The following is a 15,526-nucleotide window of genomic DNA, read 5'->3' as shown; positions in this document are numbered from 1 at the left end:
CGGACCCTCAAGGTCCACCTCCACGATCTCCAGCGGCTTCTTCGCCTCAAATGCCACCGCGGCCCGCGTCTTCATGCCTGACTTTCCTGTAGTTTCCGGTTCAGGCAGATGGGTATACAATAATGCTATACAATATGAAAGGGGTGACGCATGCTCGAGATGCGAGAGACGCTGCCCGGCGGCGCCTGCGCGCGGCGGAAAACCCGGCTTTGACGGCACCGGCAGACACGCCGGCCGCCGATGATCACTTGAGTTGGTTATACGAATCTGTTAGTCAATAATGATAGAATAATTGAGAGAGGGAGGGGTATGCTGAAGGGATTCCGGCGGTGCGCTCGTTTGCAAGCGCTTCACTTTGTTACGGTTTCGGCCGCGGCGCTGATCGTCGCTCAGCCGGCCGCCGCGCAGGGGCCTGCACAGGGCGATGAGTCGCCCGCGGCGGGGCAGGCCGAATCGAACGACGGCGAAATCGTCGTCACCGCGCAGTTCCGCGAACAGCGGCTTCAGGACACCCCGATCGCGATCACCGCGATGACGGGCGAACAGCTTGAGACCAAGGGCCTGACCAGCGTCGCCGATGTCGCGGCGACCGCGCCGAACGTGAACCTGACGCAGGGTTCCAGCGCCTATGGCTCGGGCATGACCGCCTATATCCGCGGCATCGGCCAGTATGACACCAACTTCGCGCTCGAACCGGGCGTCGGCATGTACATCGACGACGTCTACCACGGCGTGCTGGTCGGCTCGATGTTCGACCTGCTCGACCTCGACCGCGTCGAGGTGCTGCGCGGGCCGCAGGGTACGCTGGCGGGCAAGAACTCGATCGGCGGCGCGATCAAGCTCTATTCGCGCAAGCCGGAGGGATCGAACACCGGCTATATCCAGGGCACCTATGGCAGCTTCGACCGGATCGATGTGCGCGGCGCGTTCGATTTCGCGCTGGCGGACAATCTGTCGGCGCGCTTCTCCGCCTTCTCCAAATATCGCGAAGGCCATGTGAAGCTGATCGACTTCGCCTGCGACCAGCCGGCGCTGGCCGGCACCATCCCAAGCTCCAAGAACGGTCCGGATTGCGAGGTCGGCACGCTGGGCGGAACCCAGACCTGGGGTGTGCGCCTGGCGCTGCGCTACCAGCCGTCCGATGCGCTGGAGATCAACATCGCGGGCGCGATCGTGCGCGACGATTCCGAAGCCCCGGGCGTCGAGCAGGCCAACGCCAACAACGCGGCCGCCCCCACGCTGGGCGGCGTGCCGTATGACTCGCGCTTCGTGCCGACGCGGCCTTACATCAACTATGGCGCCTTCCTGGTCCCCCAGACCGGCTGGAAGAGCGAGCCGGTGGCGCAAACCGATTCCGAATCGATCTCCGCGCGGATCGACTGGAAGCCGAGCGAGAATTTCCAGCTCACCTCGATCACGGCCTATGAGAATATCTATGGCCAATATTCGTTCGATGGCGACGGCAGCCCGATCGGGCTGACGCTGACCTATGGCTTTCAGCCCTATCACCAGTTCACCCAGGAGCTGCGCCTGAACGGCGAGTTCGGCGACGGGCTGGTCGAGACGACGGTGGGCGGCTTCTATTTCGACAGCAAGGGCCGCGTCGGCGCCCGCGTTTGGTCGGCGCCGGTGCTCAACTTCATCCAGGACGATCCGGTCACCAACAAGAGCAGGTCGGTGTTCGGCCATGTCATCGTCCATCCGGTGGAGGCGATGAGCCTGATCGGCGGGCTGCGCTACACCGACGACAAGAAGGTGTACCAGTTTACCCGCGCCGATCCGACCACAGGCGCCCCGCCGCCGGTCGTCGGCCCGCTCAACGGCGTGACCGCGGGCTATACCGGCGATTCGATCGACTGGCGCCTGGGCTTGGATTACCGGTTCAGCCCGGAGGTGATGGTCTATGCCAGCGCCTCGACCGGCTACAAGGGCGGCGGCGTGAACCCGCGTCCCTTCATCCCGGCGCAGGCGGTGCCGTTCGGTTCCGAAAGCGTCACCGCTTATGAGCTGGGCATCAAGACCGACCTGTTCGATCGCGTGCTGCGCCTCAACACTTCGGCGTTCCTCAACAAGTACAGCGACATCATCCTGATCGACGCCAACGGCTTCCCCGGCGCGCCGGGGGATCCGGCCTATTTCCCGCTCTCCGCGGTGCCGTTCAACGCGGGGGACGCCGACATCAAGGGCATCGAGCTGGAAGCGGAACTCCATCCGGCCGGCGGCTTCAGCCTGTCGGGATCGGTCAGCTATCTCGATTTCGAGTACAAGAGCCTCGACGCCAATGCGACCGCGTCCGGCATTGGCGCGGCGTCTGTGGCGCCGTTCACCTCGAAGTGGAAATGGTCGGCCAGCGCGTCCTATGAGTTCGATCTGGGCAACGGCGCGACGCTGACGCCGCAGATCTTCGCCGATTATCAGAGCAGCTATTTCACCGATCCGGTGAACGCCGCGACCAACCTGATCGAGGGCCGCACGCTGGTGAACGCCAACGTTCGCTTCAAGTCGGCCGACGGCGACTGGGAGCTGACCGGCGGCGTCACCAACCTGGGCGACAAGCATTATTACATCAATGCGTTCGACATCGTCGCGACCAACGGAACCTCGTCCAAGGTCGTGGGCCGTCCGCGCGAATTCTACCTGACGCTCAAGCGCAACTTCTGATCCCGTCCCGCAATTCGGGTCGCAAAAAAGGGGCCTGGCTCATCGGCGTGAGCCAGGCCCCGTTTTGTTGTTGGCCGCGCTTCGTTCATGTTTCACGCGAAGGCGCGCATTCAATGGCCGCGCGCGGCGGTGCTGGAAATGGAGAGCCGCTATCGCGGCAAAACCCTCTCCGCGCACTCCGCGCCTTCGCGTGATTCAAATGGAGGTGGGCCAGCGCCGCCGTCCTGGGACCGCCATCCCGGCGCTACCGAAGAACGCGGCTCAGGCTTGCGGCGCGACGCGCTAGCCCCAGACGCGCCGCGCGACCTCGACCACCAGCGCGAGCTTGCGTTTCTGTTCGTCGACGGTCAGCAGGTTGCCGAGCTCGGTCGAGGCGAAGCCGCATTGCGGGCTGATCGCCAGATCCTCAAGCGGCACGATCTTCGCGGCCTCGTCGATGCGGCGGCATAGCGCGTCGGGGTCTTCGAGCGCGCCGGTCTTGGTGGTCACCAGCCCCAGCACGACGATCCGCCCGCGCGGCACGAAGCGCAGCGGCTCGAACCCGCCCGCGCGTTCGCTGTCGAATTCCATCAGGAAGCGGTCGGCGTCGACCTGGCCCAGCAGGAACTCCGCGACGCTTTCGTAGCTGCCGGTCACCGCCCAGGCGCTGCGATGGTTGCCGCGGCAGATATGGACGCCGCGCGTCACGCCCGCGCGCTTCATCCGGCCGAGCACGCGATTATCCACCGCGACGAGCGAGGCGAGGGTGTCGCGCGCGTCGGCCGCGGCGATCTGGCCCTTCTCCACCGCGTCGATCGTATCGATGTAGCGCAGCGAATCGAGCTGGAGATAGGGAACTCCGATCGCGTGGAGCGCATCGACCTCCTCCAGATACAGGCCGACCAGATCCTCCATCAGCGCATCGACATCCGGATAGGTGCCGCTGCTCAAATCCTTGTCCCACAGCCGGTTGAACATCGTCGGGCTGGGCATGGTGATCTTGAACGGCCGGCCGGCGTTGGCGGCCAGGAAGCGCGCTTCTTCGGCGGCGAAGCGCCGGGAGAGGCCCACCTTGCCGGTGACAACCTTGCGTTCGGGCAGCGATTCATGCGCCAGATCGGAATGTTCGCCCTGCCAGCGCCGCGCGCCGCCGGTACGCTCGGCATAGGCGCGCGCTGCGGTGCCCATGCCGGTGAGCGAATCGATCAGGCCGTTGCCCCAGGCGGATCGGCGGAATTCGCCGTCGCTCACCACTTCGATCCCGGCCTCGGCCTGTAGCGCCAGCGCGTCGCGGATGGCCGCGTCCTCCACCTCGCGCAGCGCGGCATCGGCCAGCGCACCCGCCTCATGCGCGCGGCGCGCGTCGAGCAGCGCCTGGGGGCGCAACAGGCTGCCGACCTGATCGGCGCGGATCGTCTTGCTCATGGGTTCGCTTCCTTGCTGTCGTCGCGGGTTATTCGGGTTTCGGCCCGCCCTTGTAGCGGCCGGGCTCCAGCGGCCCATCGACCATCGACCGGCCGGAGACGCTGAATTCGGGGATGGGCTGCACCACGTCCCAATGCTCGGCGATCCTGCCGCCGCGCAGGCGGAACAGATCGATATAGGCGATGCCGCGCGGATCGCTGTCGGAGGTGACGCGGCGGTGGACCATCACCATGTCGCCGTCCGCGATCACCCGGGCGATGTGCGAGCGGCGATTGTCCGCGCTGCGTGCCGCGCCGCGGGCGGCGAGATAGGCGATCAGCCCGTCGCGCCCCGGCGGGATGTTGGGGCTGTGCTGGACGAAATCCTCGGCGAGGTAGGTGTTGACCGCCTCCTCCATCTTCCCCGGCTGCTGGCCCAGCGCCATATAGGCGAGGACGATGCGGCGCGATTCCGCGCTGTCCACGCTGCGGTCCGGCGCGCCGCAGACGGGGTTGGCGACGGTATCGCCCACCGCCTTGGCCGCCGCATAGGTCAGGCCGACGCCGCAGCCCACCGGGCGGGGGTTCACCCCGCCCACGGGCAGCGGCTGGATGACGTCCCAATGCTCGATGAACTTGCCGTCCTTCACCTGCCACATGTCCACGAACTCGCGGCCCGGATCGACCGGGCTGGTGAAGACATGCGACTTGATCGCCACCAGATCGCCGTCGGCCAGGATGGTGTGGATCACGGTGACATATTGATCGAGCGCGTCGTGCTGGCCCGGCTCGGCCTCGCGCCGGGCCTCCAGGAATTCGTGGTCGCCCTCGCTGCCGTCGCCGATCCAGGGATCGTGCTGGATCAGATTGGGCGCGAAATAGCGGGCGAAGGCGGTGTGCGGCTTATGCTCGACCATCAGCAGCCGGGCATAGTTGGTCACCGATTCGAGCGGCGTTTCCGCCGCGGCCGGCGGCGGGGGAGGGCCGGGGGGCGTATCCGCCGGGCCGGTGCAGCTCGCTCCCAACAGTCCCGTCATCATCGCCATCGCGCGCTTGCGTGGACCCATGTCGAACCCCTCCTGGCCTGGGCGGCCGGCTCTGCCGGTCTCGCCGTTGCGCCGCATAACGATGCGGCCATGATACGCAGGCGCCGGGGCCGTTGCCCCGGCGGTTACAAAATCGCGGGCGCGACGCGCGCGAAGCGGCCGGAATGAAAGATCAGCGGATCGCTGTCGCACTGCTCGAACCGCACCACGCGGCCCAGGAAGATCAGATGGTCGCCGCCCTCGAACCGCTCGGCGGTCTCGCATTCGAAATGCGCCGCGCAGCCGGTGAGCAGCGGGACGCCGCCATGGCCCGCGATCACGTCCAGCCCGGCGAACTTGTCCTGCCCGCGCGCGGCGAAGCGGGTGGCGAGATCCTGCTGGTCATGGCCCAGCACATGCACGGCGAAGGCGCGCGCGCCCTCGAACGCGGCGAACGAGCCCGAACTGCGCGCGAGCGACCACAGGATCAGCGGCGGATCGAGCGAGACCGAATTATAGCTGTTGGCGGTCACGCCATAGCGCCGCCCCTGGGCATCGACCGTGGTTACGATCGTCACCCCGGTCGCGAAGCGGCCGAGCGCGTCGCGGAACTCGCGGGTATCGAAGCTGGTCATCGCGCGGCGGCCCGGGATCAGGCCTGGGGCGGTTTCATCGCGGCGATGCGATAGCGCCGCACCGACACCAGCTCCACCACGCCCGCCGCGACATAGGGATCGCCGTTGGCGAGCGAGGCCGCCTCCGTCGCGTCGGCGGCCTCGATGATCACCACGCTGCCGACCGGCTGATCGTCGTCGCCCAGCAGGGGGCCGGTGAGCGGCATCGCCGTCCCGAACCCCTTGCGATAGGCGATATGGTCGCCGCGCAGCGCCTCGCGCCCGGCCGGATTGCCGAGCTCGCGATATTCGACAAGATAATGCGGCACGATCAGGCTGCCGCGTCGACCGGCTGGAGCTTCTCCGGCAGCGGCTGGATTTCCTGCCACTTCTTCTCCGGCGGGAAGATGAAGGTTTCGGCGGTGATCTCGTTCCAGTCGAACGCGCCCTGGTCCGCCTGCGGCAGCGTACCCGTTTCCTGGAGCTGGCGCACCGCCTTCAGCATCATCCGGCGGAAGGCGACGACTGCCATGTCCGAACGGCCGAGATGCTCCTTGGTCCGGTCCGCGATCGCGCCCATCGTCTCGCTGACGGCATGATCCTCCAGCGCGACGCCGACGATCCCCGACAGGTTCTGGGTCTTCATCATCGCACGGTCCTGGTTGTACCAGACCGACTTTCCGTTGGTCTTGAAGAAATTCTCGTCATGCGGGGTGTTGGCTTCGGCCATGCGGTGCGCGCGGTCGATCTTCTGGCCCGGATCGTAGAAGAACTGGATGTGCCAGGTGGTATAGTCGTCGCGCGGCACGAAGGCGTTGACGAGACGGCGGTTGCGGCGGAACTCCGGCGCGGTGGGGCCATCGGGCGGGATGAAGGTCCAGAAGGGCAGCGGCACCTGGGTCATGCGGCCGTTCTTCTTGCCCTCGCCCGCCTCGCGCACCGCGCAATAGCGCATGCCGTAGCGGGTGAACTCGATCTCCAGCTTGGGCCGCAGATCCTTCTCATGCGGCCAGCGGGCCTCCTGGTCCCAGGGCACGGAGCGGTGCAGGATGCCGGCGTGGCTGCTGTCCACCGCGCCTTCCAGCGCCTGGGAATAATTGCACTCGTAGATGACCTTGAACGCCTCGCAGCTACCCTCCGGCATGTCGAACCAGGGGAAGGCGGGGAAGGGAGGCTCGTTCTCCTTCTCGCCCATATAGGTCCACACCATACCGCCGGCGACGCGGGTGGGATAGGATTTCACGCGCATCGCCTTGGCGAGCTTGGAATTCTCCGGCTCGGCCGGGGTGTCGATGCACTGGCCGGTGACGTCGAACTTCCATCCGTGGAACAGGCAGCGCAGACCGCAATCGGCGTTGGCGCCGAGCGCCAGAGAGGTGCCGCGATGCGGGCAATGCTCGTCGAGCAGGCCGATGCGGCCCTGGGTGTCCATGAACGCGACGAGATCCTCGCCGAGCAGGCGGATGCGCACCGGCTTGCCGTCGGCCTCCAGCTCCTGCGTCAGCAGCGCGGGCATCCAGAAACGCCGCATCAGATTACCCATCGGAGTCCCCGGGCCGACCCGGCAGAGCAGCTCGTTGTCCTCGTGAGAGAGCATTTGACGCACCTGTTTTGTTAGACGATACAATATAAATATCGTGCTACTCGCCAAGAGTCACTACCTATCCGCAAAATTCCTTACCCGGAGGCATTCGTTGGACCTCGACAGTATCCTGCCCATCGAGAACATGTCGGACCTGACCATCCAGACGCTGGTGGACCGGATCCAGCGATCCCGGACGGACGAGCAATTCATCTATCGCGAGAGCGAGCTGGACGAGCTGTGGCGGCTGGTGGACATCGCGTTGCGCGCGGGCGATCCGGACGGGCTGCGCGACGCGGCCCAGCTCCGCCAGATGCGCGACGCCATCCATCGCGCGCACGATCTGGTGGGCATGGAGGGCAAGCCGGCCGAGGCCGCCGCGGCGCTGCGCGGGGCGCTGGTCTAGGAACGGCTTTCGGTCCGGTTGCACCGGATCGCCGCTCCATTTTTTCGTGTCTGCCGTGATTTCCGGGCCGCCGGGTGATTCCACCCGGCTGGAAATCGCGCTGGCGACGCCCCTGCGCGGAGGGCGCGCGAGGCTCAGCGCCAGTAGACGAAGCCCATCGCGTTCCCGGTGCCCGCCTCGCTGCGATAGCAGGGGATATAGTCCATCACATGCGGCTCCAGCCCGAGCTGCGCCATGGCGCCGGCGACGGGAACCCAGTTCTTCATCTCCGACGTGCCGTCGCGGAAGATGTCCTCGCCCAGCGCGAACACCGGCTCGAACTGCTTGTTGGCGAGCCCGTCCAGGAAGGTGCGGTCCACCGCTTCGTCGATGACGAAATGGGTCAGCCCGCCGCTGGCGATCAGCGCGACGCGCTTGTCGCTGTCCCACTCGCGTATCGCCTGAAGGATCGACTGGCCGAACTTGTAGCAGCGCCGCACCGTGGGCTGGTTGGGCGGGAAGAAGGTGTTCACCGTCACCATCACGCTGGGGCAGGGATTGTCGCGCATGATGCGGCGGTAGACGAAGCCCCAGGCATGCGGCGTTTCCGGCCGCGGCATCGCGTTCATCGCCGCCACGTCGAACTCGTCCGCGATCGCCTGGCCGATGATCCTGAGCGCGAGTTCGGGACAGCCCGGATATTCGGCGCCGCCCGCGGGGATATAGCCCGGCAGCGACTTTTCCACCCCCGGCGGGACTTCCTTCATCCGCTCGGGCGTGAACTCGTAATTGGTGATCGTATCGCCGTAATGGACCGCGAAGGCGGGGTTCAGGCTGTTGCGGTAGATCTCGTTCTGATCGTTGCCGACGATCACCGCGATATCGACGCGCGCATCCGCGAAGATATCGGCTAGCTGCTCGATATTGGCCTGGCAGCGGGCCTGGCGCTCATCCCACACCTCGCGCGTGATCTGGGCGGCGAGCCCTTCACCGGCGCGCGCCTCGACCAGTTGGTCATAGGTCCAGTCGCCGTTGCGCCATGCGTGGACGCTCACCTTGTCATTGGGTACGCGCGCGCCCCAGATTTCGGTTTCGGTGACGAGCATCGGCCCGTGGCTGGTGCCGATTCCCAGTACGATTTCCGCCATGTCCCATTCTCTCCCGGGCCGGACGGACTTGCGACGTGCCGTCGGATAGGTTACCTATCTTGTATAACAATGCTGGCTCGCCGGTCAATCGCGGGCGGCTGGCCATCTCACCAGGCTGGAGGAATGTTTCATGGCAACCACCGCTGAGGACCGGGACCTTGGCATCAACCTGACCGGTGCCTGGCCGGTGCTGCAATCGGGCGAGGCGGCGATGGCCGCGGTTCGCGCGATGCTGCCCGAGGTACGCGCGGCCGACGCGCCATCGGAGGCGGCGCGGCACCTTTCCGACTCGCTCGTGGAGAAGATGCGCGCCTCCGGCCTGTTCGGGCTGGTGATGCCACGCAACCTGGGCGGTTCGGAGCTGGGCTTCGCCGATCTGGTGCGCGTGACGTCGGAACTGGGGTCGGCGTCCGGCTCGGCCGCCTGGATATTCGGCGTGCTCGCCGGCCATAGCTGGCTGATCAACCTGTTCCCGGAAGCGGCGCAGCGCGAGATCATGGGCGATCCCACCACGCTGATCGCCACCGTGTTCCGCCTGGGCGGCTCCGTGGTGCCCGAAGGCGACGGCTATCGCCTGACGGGCGCCACCGGCCGCTTCTGCTCGGGCATCGATTATGCGACCTGGGTGATCATCGGCAATGCGGTGAAGCTGCCCGACGGCAGCATGGAGCCGCGCTTCTTCGTCGTCCCCAAGTCCGAGATCACGGTGATCGACGACTGGACGACGATGGGCATGCGCGCCACCGGCAGCCGTTCGATCAAGATCGACGATTGCTTCATCCCCGCGCACCGGAGCTGTTCGCTGGCCGATATGCTGGCGGGAACCACGCCCGGCGCGCGGCTGCACGAGGGCGCGATCTTCCGCATGCCCTTCGCCGATCTGGCGCCCTTCTCGATCGTCGGCGCGCCGCTGGGCATGGCGCGCGGCCTTGTCCGCGGCTTTGCCGAGCATCTCGGCAAGCGGCTGGAGGGTGCCGATCCGCTGGAGCTGGCGGAGCAATCCGCCACCTTCGCGCGGATCGCCCAGGCGGGGGCGGAGGTGGACGCGGCGCTGGCGCTGGTGATCTCCGACGCGCAGATGATCGATCGCGCCCGCGAGCCTTCCGATATCTCGCCGCTGCAGCGCGCGCAGATACCGCGCAACTGGGCCTGGGCGGTGCAGACCGCGCGCTATGCCGCCAATCGCGTGTTCGAGGTGGCGGGCGGCAGCGGCATCTATGACGGCGATCCCTTGCAGCGCATCTTCCGCGACGTGAACTCCGCCGCGCAGCATTTCGCCTTCACCTGGGATCGCGCGATGACGGGCTATGGCCGCGCGATCTGCGGGCTGCGGCCCAGCGAGTTCGCAATCCAGAAGCGCAAATGAGCGCGGACGCATCCCGCGACGCGAACGCGGCCCGCGCCTATGATTCGGTGGCGGCGGCGATCCATTGGGTCACCGCGGCGATGGTGGTCGCGCTGCTGCTGCTCGCGCTGTTTGACGACGCGATCAGCGACGGGCTGGGCATCGCCGCGGTGCCGCTGCACAAGTCGCTGGGGATCACCGTGTTCGTGCTGACGCTCGTGCGGATCGGCTGGCGTTTCCGCCGGCCTCCGCCGCCGTTGCAACAGACCGGTCCCGCATGGCAGCGGCGCGCGGCCGCGGCGGCGCATGCCGCGCTGTACGGTTTCCTGATCGCGATGCCGCTGCTCGGCTATGTGCTCAGTTCCGGCGGGCCGTATCCGCTGCGCTGGTTCGGCATCGGCCTGCCCAAGCTGCCGGTGGACAGGGCGACGGGGACGATCGCGGGCGACATTCATGTCGCCGCCGGATATGCGATGATCGCACTGATCCTGGTGCATGTCGCCGCCGCGCTGTGGCACCAGTTCGCGCTGCGCGACCGGACGCTGGGGCGGATGCGGCTGGGACCGGCGCCCGAGTGAGGCGCGGGCCGTGCCGCCCCGGTCAACGGGGCGGGGCGAGTACCGCCAGGCTGCTCCACGGGATCAGCCCGATCGCCATGCCGACGATCCACAGCGTTGAGGTGGCGCCGACCGTATAGGACAGCCAGCGCAGCGCCAGCTTCAGCCAGCCCGCCTCGAAGAAGCCGGCCCAGGCGGGCGCATCGCCATCGGGCCGCACCGCGAACATCGGGCGATAGCGGTCGAAATACTCGCTCATCAGATAGGCCTGCATCACGAACACGCCCGCGCCGAAATAGAGCATGTCGAGCGTGCTGGCCCACATCGCCCCCGGCGCCACGCTGCCGGTGACGAACCCGCCGAGCTTGCCCGCGAACGGGAAGAAATCGAGCAGGAAGGTCATCAGCATCACCGGGAAGGACAACACCAGCATCAGCAGCACGTGGCGATTGAGGATCAGCGCCAGGCCCAGCAGGATCTCGATCCCCTTGGTGGCGGTGAACATCCAGCCCGATTCGACCATGGTGCGCAGGATTTCGTGCTTCACCGGGCCGGCCACCGGTTCGGCGATGTTGGGGAAGGGGAGCAGCTTCACCCACCAGTTGATGCCCGATATAAACGACTGCACACCGAGCAGCCACCGCACCGCGGCGATCGCGAAGCGCCTGTCGTTGAGCGCCAAACCGGCCATATATCCTTCCCCTCCCGACCCTGGCGAAGTCCGGCCGCGGGTGGCGGGCGGCTCCCGATTGTAATATCTTATTGGTAGACGATTCTGCCGCAGGGCGCTAGCCTGGGTGCAGCCGGGACGGATCGCCCGGGCATGCGCAGAAGGGGAGTGGGCCGATGTGGCGCGCGATCGAGAAATATGGGGTGATCTTCATCCGCTACTATATGGGCGGGTTCAACCTGATCTCCGGACTCAATTATTTCCTGCTGTTCTGGCCGCAACCGCGGATCACGCAGAGCACGGGTAACGATTATGTGATGATCTCCGTCGAGTTGGGGCTGTTCCAGTTCGCCAAGGTGCTGGAGATCATCGGTGGCGCGAGCCTGTTGTTCAACCGCTTCGTGCCGCTGGGCCTGGTGATCCTGATGCCTGTGACGGTGAACATCTTCCTGATCAACGCGCCATGGTCGCCGCTGCCGCATATCGTCTATTCGACGACCCGGAACTTCGTGTTCCACTGCATCCTGCTCGCGGCCTACGCCAATTATTTCTACCCGATGCTCAAGATGCGCGCCGCTCCCCAGCCGGTGTGGCGCGACGTTTCGCGCATCTGGAAATCCTTCTGAGACCGGAGGGCTGACGATGGCCACCTTCAATTTCGCGCTCGACGGCAAGGTCGACATGATGAGCATCAACCCGCTCGAAATGACCAATTTCGAGATGGCGGGCACCCTGTTCGGGGTGGCCGGGGTGCTGATCGCGCTGGCGCTGAACCATTATGCCAAGAACCGGAAGCGTCAGCTTCCGCACGTCTTCACCGCGCAGGAGACCGAGCAGGACGCCATTGAATAGCGGGCGCGGGAGCGCGGTGCGAACGGCCGCGCTCCCCCTCGCCCCGGCCGCGCGGCTCGGCCACAAGCGCTTCCCGTGAACCGATTCCTGCGTCTCCAGAGCCGCGACATCGTCGTGGCCGTTTCGATCGCGATGTTCATGGTCCAGCTCGACGCGACCGTGCTGGTCGTCGCGCTGCCCCGGATCGCGGCCGATTTCGGCGTGCGGACGATATCGCTGAGCCTGTCGATCACCATCTATCTGACGATGCTGGTGGCGCTGCTGCCGGTCAGCGGCTGGGCGGCGGACCGCTTCGGCGCGCGGCGGGTGTTCTCGCTCGCGATTCTGGGATTCGCCGCGGCATCGGCGCTGTGCGCGCTGTGCGAGAGCTTCTGGCCGTTCATCGCCGCGCGCGCGCTGCAGGGCGCGGCGGCATCGCTGCTGGCGCCGGTCGGACGGCTGATCCTGCTGAAGCGGACGCCCAAGAACGAGCTGGTCGACGCGCTGAGCATCACCGCGATGCCGATGCTGATCGCGCCGACGGTGGGGCCGTCGATCGGCGGCTTCATCGTCGATTACGCGCGCTGGGAATATATCTTCCTGCTCAACCTGCCGTTCGCGGCGTTGCTGTTCTGGATCGCGCAGGCCCGGGTGCCGCGCATTCCGGCAGAGGCGGCGCGGCCGCTCGACTGGCGCGGGGCCGCGATGATGGCAGGCGCGCTGGTCTGTGTGCTGACCGGGCTGGACCGGCTGACGAGCGGCTTCGCGCGGCCGGCGCCGTGGCTGCTGGTGGGGGCGGGCGCGGTGCTCGCCTGGGCGACGTGGCGCCACCTGCTGCGACATCCGGACCCGATCGTGTCGCTGGAGCCGCTGCGCGTGCGCGAATATGCCACCACCGCGATCGGCTCGGGCGCGGTGGTGCGCGTGCCGCCGCGCGCGCTGCTGTTCGTGCTGCCGCTGATGTTCCAGATCGGCTTCGGCATGAGCCCCTTCGCAGCCGGGTTGCTGCTGATGGCGCTGAGCGGCGGCGACCTGTTGATGAAGCCCGCGGTGCGCCCGCTGTTTGACCGGATCGGCTTCGCCAGCACGATCCTGTGGGCGAGCGGTGCGGGGATCGCGGCAATGCTGCTGCTCGCCGTGGTCCAGCCGGGGAGCATCGCGGCGCTGGCGGTGATCGCGGCGGCGCTGGTCGTCTCCGGTATATCGCGATCGCTGCTGTTCACCGGCATGGTCGCCCAGTCGTTCACCGCGCTGCGCGACGCGCACGTCAGCTCCGGCAACGTCGTCGCAAGCATCAGCCAGCAGCTCGTCAACGCGCTGACGGTGCTGCTGTGCGCGATCCTGCTCGCGCTGATCGCCTGGGCGCAGGGCCGGGCCGAGCCGGCGCTTGCCGATTTCCGCATCACGCTGGCGATCATCGCCGCGATCGGCATTGCCGCGACGCTGCGGCTGCGCGCGTTCCTGCCCGCAAGCCTGCACGACGCGCGCGTCGAGGAGCCGTCGCGGGTTGCGGATTAGGCCACGATTGATATACGCAAATGAATACAATTTAGATCAGGCGAATCAGGGGAGACGGCCAATGGCGATCGGACGCGCTGCGGTGCTGGCGCTCGTTGCGGCGGCGCTGACGTCGCCGGCGGCGGGGCACGCGGGCGCCGGCCGGGCCGTTGCGGTGGCACCTGTGGGCAAGAAGCTGACCGGGGCGGAGATCGCCGCGATCCGCCAGGAGTGCGAGACGCTCGCCGCGCGGTACAGCCTCTATCTGGACGGCAAGGATTGGCAGAACCTGCCCAGCGTCTTCGCCGAAGACGGGGTGTGGGACATATTGTCCAACCACCTGGCCGGCCGCGACGCGATCCGCGACTATTGGAAGTCGCGCACCGCCGACTGGGCGCCGACCCATGGACGGCTGCACCAGGTGACCAACCAGGTGATCGACGTGATCGACCGCGATCACGCGCGCGGCACATCGATGGTGATCGTCTATTTCTTCGATACCGCGCCGGGCGCCAACAAGGCGCTGACCCCGCTGCTGATCGCGCGCAACCATGACGAGTTCGTGCGCACGGCGGAGGGCTGGAAGATCAAGCACCGCCGCGTCGAGCGCATCGCCGACGTTGCCCACTGACAGGCACCCACAATTTCTCCAGGAGTTTCAGGTATATGCGTCACAGCACCGATCGCATCCTATGCACCCATGCCGGCCGGCTTTCGTCGTCGCTGCGCGAATTCGAGACGCTCGACCAGGAGGTGTGGCAGGGCCGCAAGCCCGAGGATGACGCCTATCTGGCGATGAAGCGGGAGGCGATCGCCCATGTCGTCGATCACCAGCTTGAGATGGGGCTGGACGTGATCAGCGATGGCGAGCTCGGCCGCCGCCGCGATTTCCCTTATTACGACAAGCGGATGACCGGCCTGGAGCTGCGCGACCTGAAGGAAGGCGAGGTGGGCGCCACCGTGTTCAAGTCGCGCGAGCGCGACGCCTTTCCCGGCTATTACGGCGACGTGGATTCGAAGCGGCCGGCCATCGCGCGGCCCAAGAAGATCGTCTGCACCGGGCCGCTGACCAGCAAGAGCCTGGACACGCTCCACGACGAGATCGCGACCTTCAAGGCCGCGCTGGCGGGCAAGGGCGAGGCGGAGGCGTTCTTCCCCGTCATCGCGCCGGGCTGGCTCGATCACTTCATCTTCAACGAATATTACAACAGCGACGAGGAGTTCATCGAGGCGCTGTCGGAGGTGATGCGCCCCGAATATGAGGCGGTGGTGGACGCCGGGCTGATCGTGCAGATCGACGATCCGGGCCTGGCCGATAGCTGGCCGACGCTCTATCCCAAGCCGACGATCGAGGAATATCGCCGCTACGCCAAGATCCGCGTTGACGCGCTGAACCATGCGCTGCGCAACATTCCCGCCGAACGCATCCGCTATCATTGCTGCTGGGGAAGCTGGGTCGGCCCGCATTCGGAGGACCTGCCGCTCAAGCACATCGTCGACCTGATGCTGAGCCTGAACATCCAGGCGTACAGCGTCGAGGCGGGGAATGTGCAGCACGAGCATGAATGGCAGGTGTGGGAAGAGACGAAGCTGCCCGCGGGCAAGATTCTGATCCCCGGCGTCGTCAGCCACAAGACCGAGGTGGTGGAGCATCCCGAGCTCGTCGCCCAGCGGCTGATCCGCTATGCCAATGCCGTCGGCCGCGAGAATGTGCAGGCGGGCACCGATTGCGGCATGGGCCTGGGCCGCGTGCATTATGAGATCGGCTGGGCCAAGATCGCGAGCATGGTCGAAGGCGCGAAGCTGGCTTCCGAAAAGCTCTGGTGAAC

At 66.7% G+C, this 15,526-nt stretch carries 16 protein-coding genes; 9 read left to right on the top strand and 7 right to left on the bottom strand.

Going from position 1 to position 15,526, the window contains the following annotated elements; translation table 11 throughout:
* The first annotated feature begins 339 nt into the window (after positions 1-339).
* Positions 340-2,661, top strand: coding sequence for a TonB-dependent receptor (locus OM513_RS20000; RefSeq protein WP_264946551.1), 2,322 nt, complete (start codon positions 340-342; stop codon positions 2,659-2,661).
* 282 nt (positions 2,662-2,943) lie between these two features.
* Here the strand turns inward: OM513_RS20000 and OM513_RS19995 are convergent, their stop codons facing one another.
* The 5 genes from OM513_RS19995 to OM513_RS19975 all read right to left on the bottom strand — a co-directional run bounded on the left by OM513_RS19995 (position 2,944) and on the right by OM513_RS19975 (position 7,279).
* Positions 2,944-4,065, bottom strand: coding sequence for a uroporphyrinogen decarboxylase/cobalamine-independent methonine synthase family protein (locus tag OM513_RS19995; RefSeq protein WP_264946550.1), 1,122 nt, complete (start codon positions 4,063-4,065; stop codon positions 2,944-2,946).
* A gap of 28 nt (positions 4,066-4,093) precedes the next feature.
* A complete protein-coding gene (locus OM513_RS19990; RefSeq protein WP_264946549.1) occupies positions 4,094-5,110 on the bottom strand; it encodes a nuclear transport factor 2 family protein in 1,017 nt (338 codons plus the stop codon).
* A 104-nt stretch (positions 5,111-5,214) separates the two neighbouring features.
* Positions 5,215-5,703 (bottom strand): flavin reductase family protein, encoded by a 489-nt coding sequence (locus OM513_RS19985; protein ID WP_264946548.1) that lies wholly within the window; start codon positions 5,701-5,703, stop codon positions 5,215-5,217.
* Between the two features lie 17 nt (positions 5,704-5,720).
* Complete coding sequence (locus OM513_RS19980) at positions 5,721-6,011, bottom strand: YciI family protein (RefSeq protein ID WP_264946547.1); 291 nt, start codon at positions 6,009-6,011, stop codon at positions 5,721-5,723.
* Between the two features lie 2 nt (positions 6,012-6,013).
* Complete coding sequence (locus tag OM513_RS19975) at positions 6,014-7,279, bottom strand: Rieske 2Fe-2S domain-containing protein (protein WP_264946546.1); 1,266 nt, start codon at positions 7,277-7,279, stop codon at positions 6,014-6,016.
* A gap of 97 nt (positions 7,280-7,376) precedes the next feature.
* Between OM513_RS19975 and OM513_RS19970 the strand changes: the two genes are divergently transcribed.
* Positions 7,377-7,670, top strand: coding sequence for a hypothetical protein (locus OM513_RS19970; RefSeq protein WP_264946545.1), 294 nt, complete (start codon positions 7,377-7,379; stop codon positions 7,668-7,670).
* A gap of 134 nt (positions 7,671-7,804) precedes the next feature.
* On the opposite strand, the gene OM513_RS19965 is transcribed toward OM513_RS19970, so the two are convergent.
* Positions 7,805-8,797: a DODA-type extradiol aromatic ring-opening family dioxygenase gene (locus OM513_RS19965; RefSeq protein WP_264946544.1), complete on the bottom strand. Its 993-nt coding sequence runs from the start codon at positions 8,795-8,797 to the stop codon at positions 7,805-7,807.
* A 130-nt stretch (positions 8,798-8,927) separates the two neighbouring features.
* On the opposite strand from OM513_RS19965, the gene OM513_RS19960 reads away from it, so the two are divergent.
* Positions 8,928-10,163, top strand: coding sequence for an acyl-CoA dehydrogenase family protein (locus tag OM513_RS19960; protein ID WP_264946543.1), 1,236 nt, complete (start codon positions 8,928-8,930; stop codon positions 10,161-10,163).
* On the top strand, positions 10,160-10,720 hold the full coding sequence (locus OM513_RS19955; RefSeq protein ID WP_264946542.1) for a cytochrome b: 561 nt from the start codon (positions 10,160-10,162) through the stop codon (positions 10,718-10,720). Before OM513_RS19960 ends, OM513_RS19955 begins: the two co-directional genes overlap by 4 nt.
* 22 nt (positions 10,721-10,742) lie before the next feature.
* Here the strand turns inward: OM513_RS19955 and OM513_RS19950 are convergent, their stop codons facing one another.
* On the bottom strand, positions 10,743-11,390 hold the full coding sequence (locus OM513_RS19950; RefSeq protein WP_264946541.1) for a hypothetical protein: 648 nt from the start codon (positions 11,388-11,390) through the stop codon (positions 10,743-10,745).
* Positions 11,391-11,545: 155 nt separating this feature from the next.
* On the opposite strand from OM513_RS19950, the gene OM513_RS19945 reads away from it, so the two are divergent.
* The 5 genes from OM513_RS19945 to OM513_RS19925 all read left to right on the top strand — a co-directional run bounded on the left by OM513_RS19945 (position 11,546) and on the right by OM513_RS19925 (position 15,524).
* The gene (locus OM513_RS19945) at positions 11,546-11,995 is read left to right on the top strand and encodes a hypothetical protein (protein WP_264946540.1); all 450 of its coding nucleotides are present in this window, start codon (positions 11,546-11,548) and stop codon (positions 11,993-11,995) included.
* Between the two features lie 16 nt (positions 11,996-12,011).
* Entirely contained in the window at positions 12,012-12,221 is a 210-nt protein-coding gene (locus OM513_RS19940) for a hypothetical protein (protein ID WP_264946539.1), read from the top strand.
* Positions 12,222-12,296: 75 nt separating this feature from the next.
* Entirely contained in the window at positions 12,297-13,718 is a 1,422-nt protein-coding gene (locus tag OM513_RS19935) for an MFS transporter (protein ID WP_264946538.1), read from the top strand.
* Positions 13,719-13,779: 61 nt separating this feature from the next.
* Positions 13,780-14,328, top strand: coding sequence for a nuclear transport factor 2 family protein (locus tag OM513_RS19930; RefSeq protein ID WP_264946537.1), 549 nt, complete (start codon positions 13,780-13,782; stop codon positions 14,326-14,328).
* A gap of 35 nt (positions 14,329-14,363) precedes the next feature.
* The gene (locus OM513_RS19925) at positions 14,364-15,524 is read left to right on the top strand and encodes a cobalamin-independent methionine synthase II family protein (protein WP_264946536.1); all 1,161 of its coding nucleotides are present in this window, start codon (positions 14,364-14,366) and stop codon (positions 15,522-15,524) included.
* The last annotated feature ends 2 nt before the right edge of the window (positions 15,525-15,526 follow it).

The organism is Sphingomonas canadensis, from assembly GCF_026013525.1.
Taxonomy (GTDB): domain Bacteria; phylum Pseudomonadota; class Alphaproteobacteria; order Sphingomonadales; family Sphingomonadaceae; genus Sphingomonas; species Sphingomonas canadensis.
Note: the sequence above shows the minus strand (reverse complement) of the source record. Positions and strands in the feature narration are given on the sequence as shown.

Bases quoted from the DNA above. Each gene is read 5' to 3' on its own strand.
- OM513_RS19995 (WP_264946550.1), bottom strand. From the start codon at position 4,065: ATGAGCAAGACGATCCGCGCCGATCAGGTCGGCAGCCTGTTGCGCCCC.
- OM513_RS19990 (WP_264946549.1), bottom strand. From the start codon at position 5,110: ATGGGTCCACGCAAGCGCGCGATGGCGATGATGACGGGACTGTTGGGA.
- OM513_RS19985 (WP_264946548.1), bottom strand. From the start codon at position 5,703: ATGACCAGCTTCGATACCCGCGAGTTCCGCGACGCGCTCGGCCGCTTC.
- OM513_RS19975 (WP_264946546.1), bottom strand. From the start codon at position 7,279: ATGCTCTCTCACGAGGACAACGAGCTGCTCTGCCGGGTCGGCCCGGGG.
- OM513_RS19965 (WP_264946544.1), bottom strand. From the start codon at position 8,797: ATGGCGGAAATCGTACTGGGAATCGGCACCAGCCACGGGCCGATGCTC.
- OM513_RS19960 (WP_264946543.1), top strand. From the start codon at position 8,928: ATGGCAACCACCGCTGAGGACCGGGACCTTGGCATCAACCTGACCGGT.
- OM513_RS19955 (WP_264946542.1), top strand. From the start codon at position 10,160: ATGAGCGCGGACGCATCCCGCGACGCGAACGCGGCCCGCGCCTATGAT.
- OM513_RS19950 (WP_264946541.1), bottom strand. From the start codon at position 11,390: ATGGCCGGTTTGGCGCTCAACGACAGGCGCTTCGCGATCGCCGCGGTG.
- OM513_RS19945 (WP_264946540.1), top strand. From the start codon at position 11,546: ATGTGGCGCGCGATCGAGAAATATGGGGTGATCTTCATCCGCTACTAT.
- OM513_RS19940 (WP_264946539.1), top strand. From the start codon at position 12,012: ATGGCCACCTTCAATTTCGCGCTCGACGGCAAGGTCGACATGATGAGC.
- OM513_RS19930 (WP_264946537.1), top strand. From the start codon at position 13,780: ATGGCGATCGGACGCGCTGCGGTGCTGGCGCTCGTTGCGGCGGCGCTG.
- OM513_RS19925 (WP_264946536.1), top strand. From the start codon at position 14,364: ATGCGTCACAGCACCGATCGCATCCTATGCACCCATGCCGGCCGGCTT.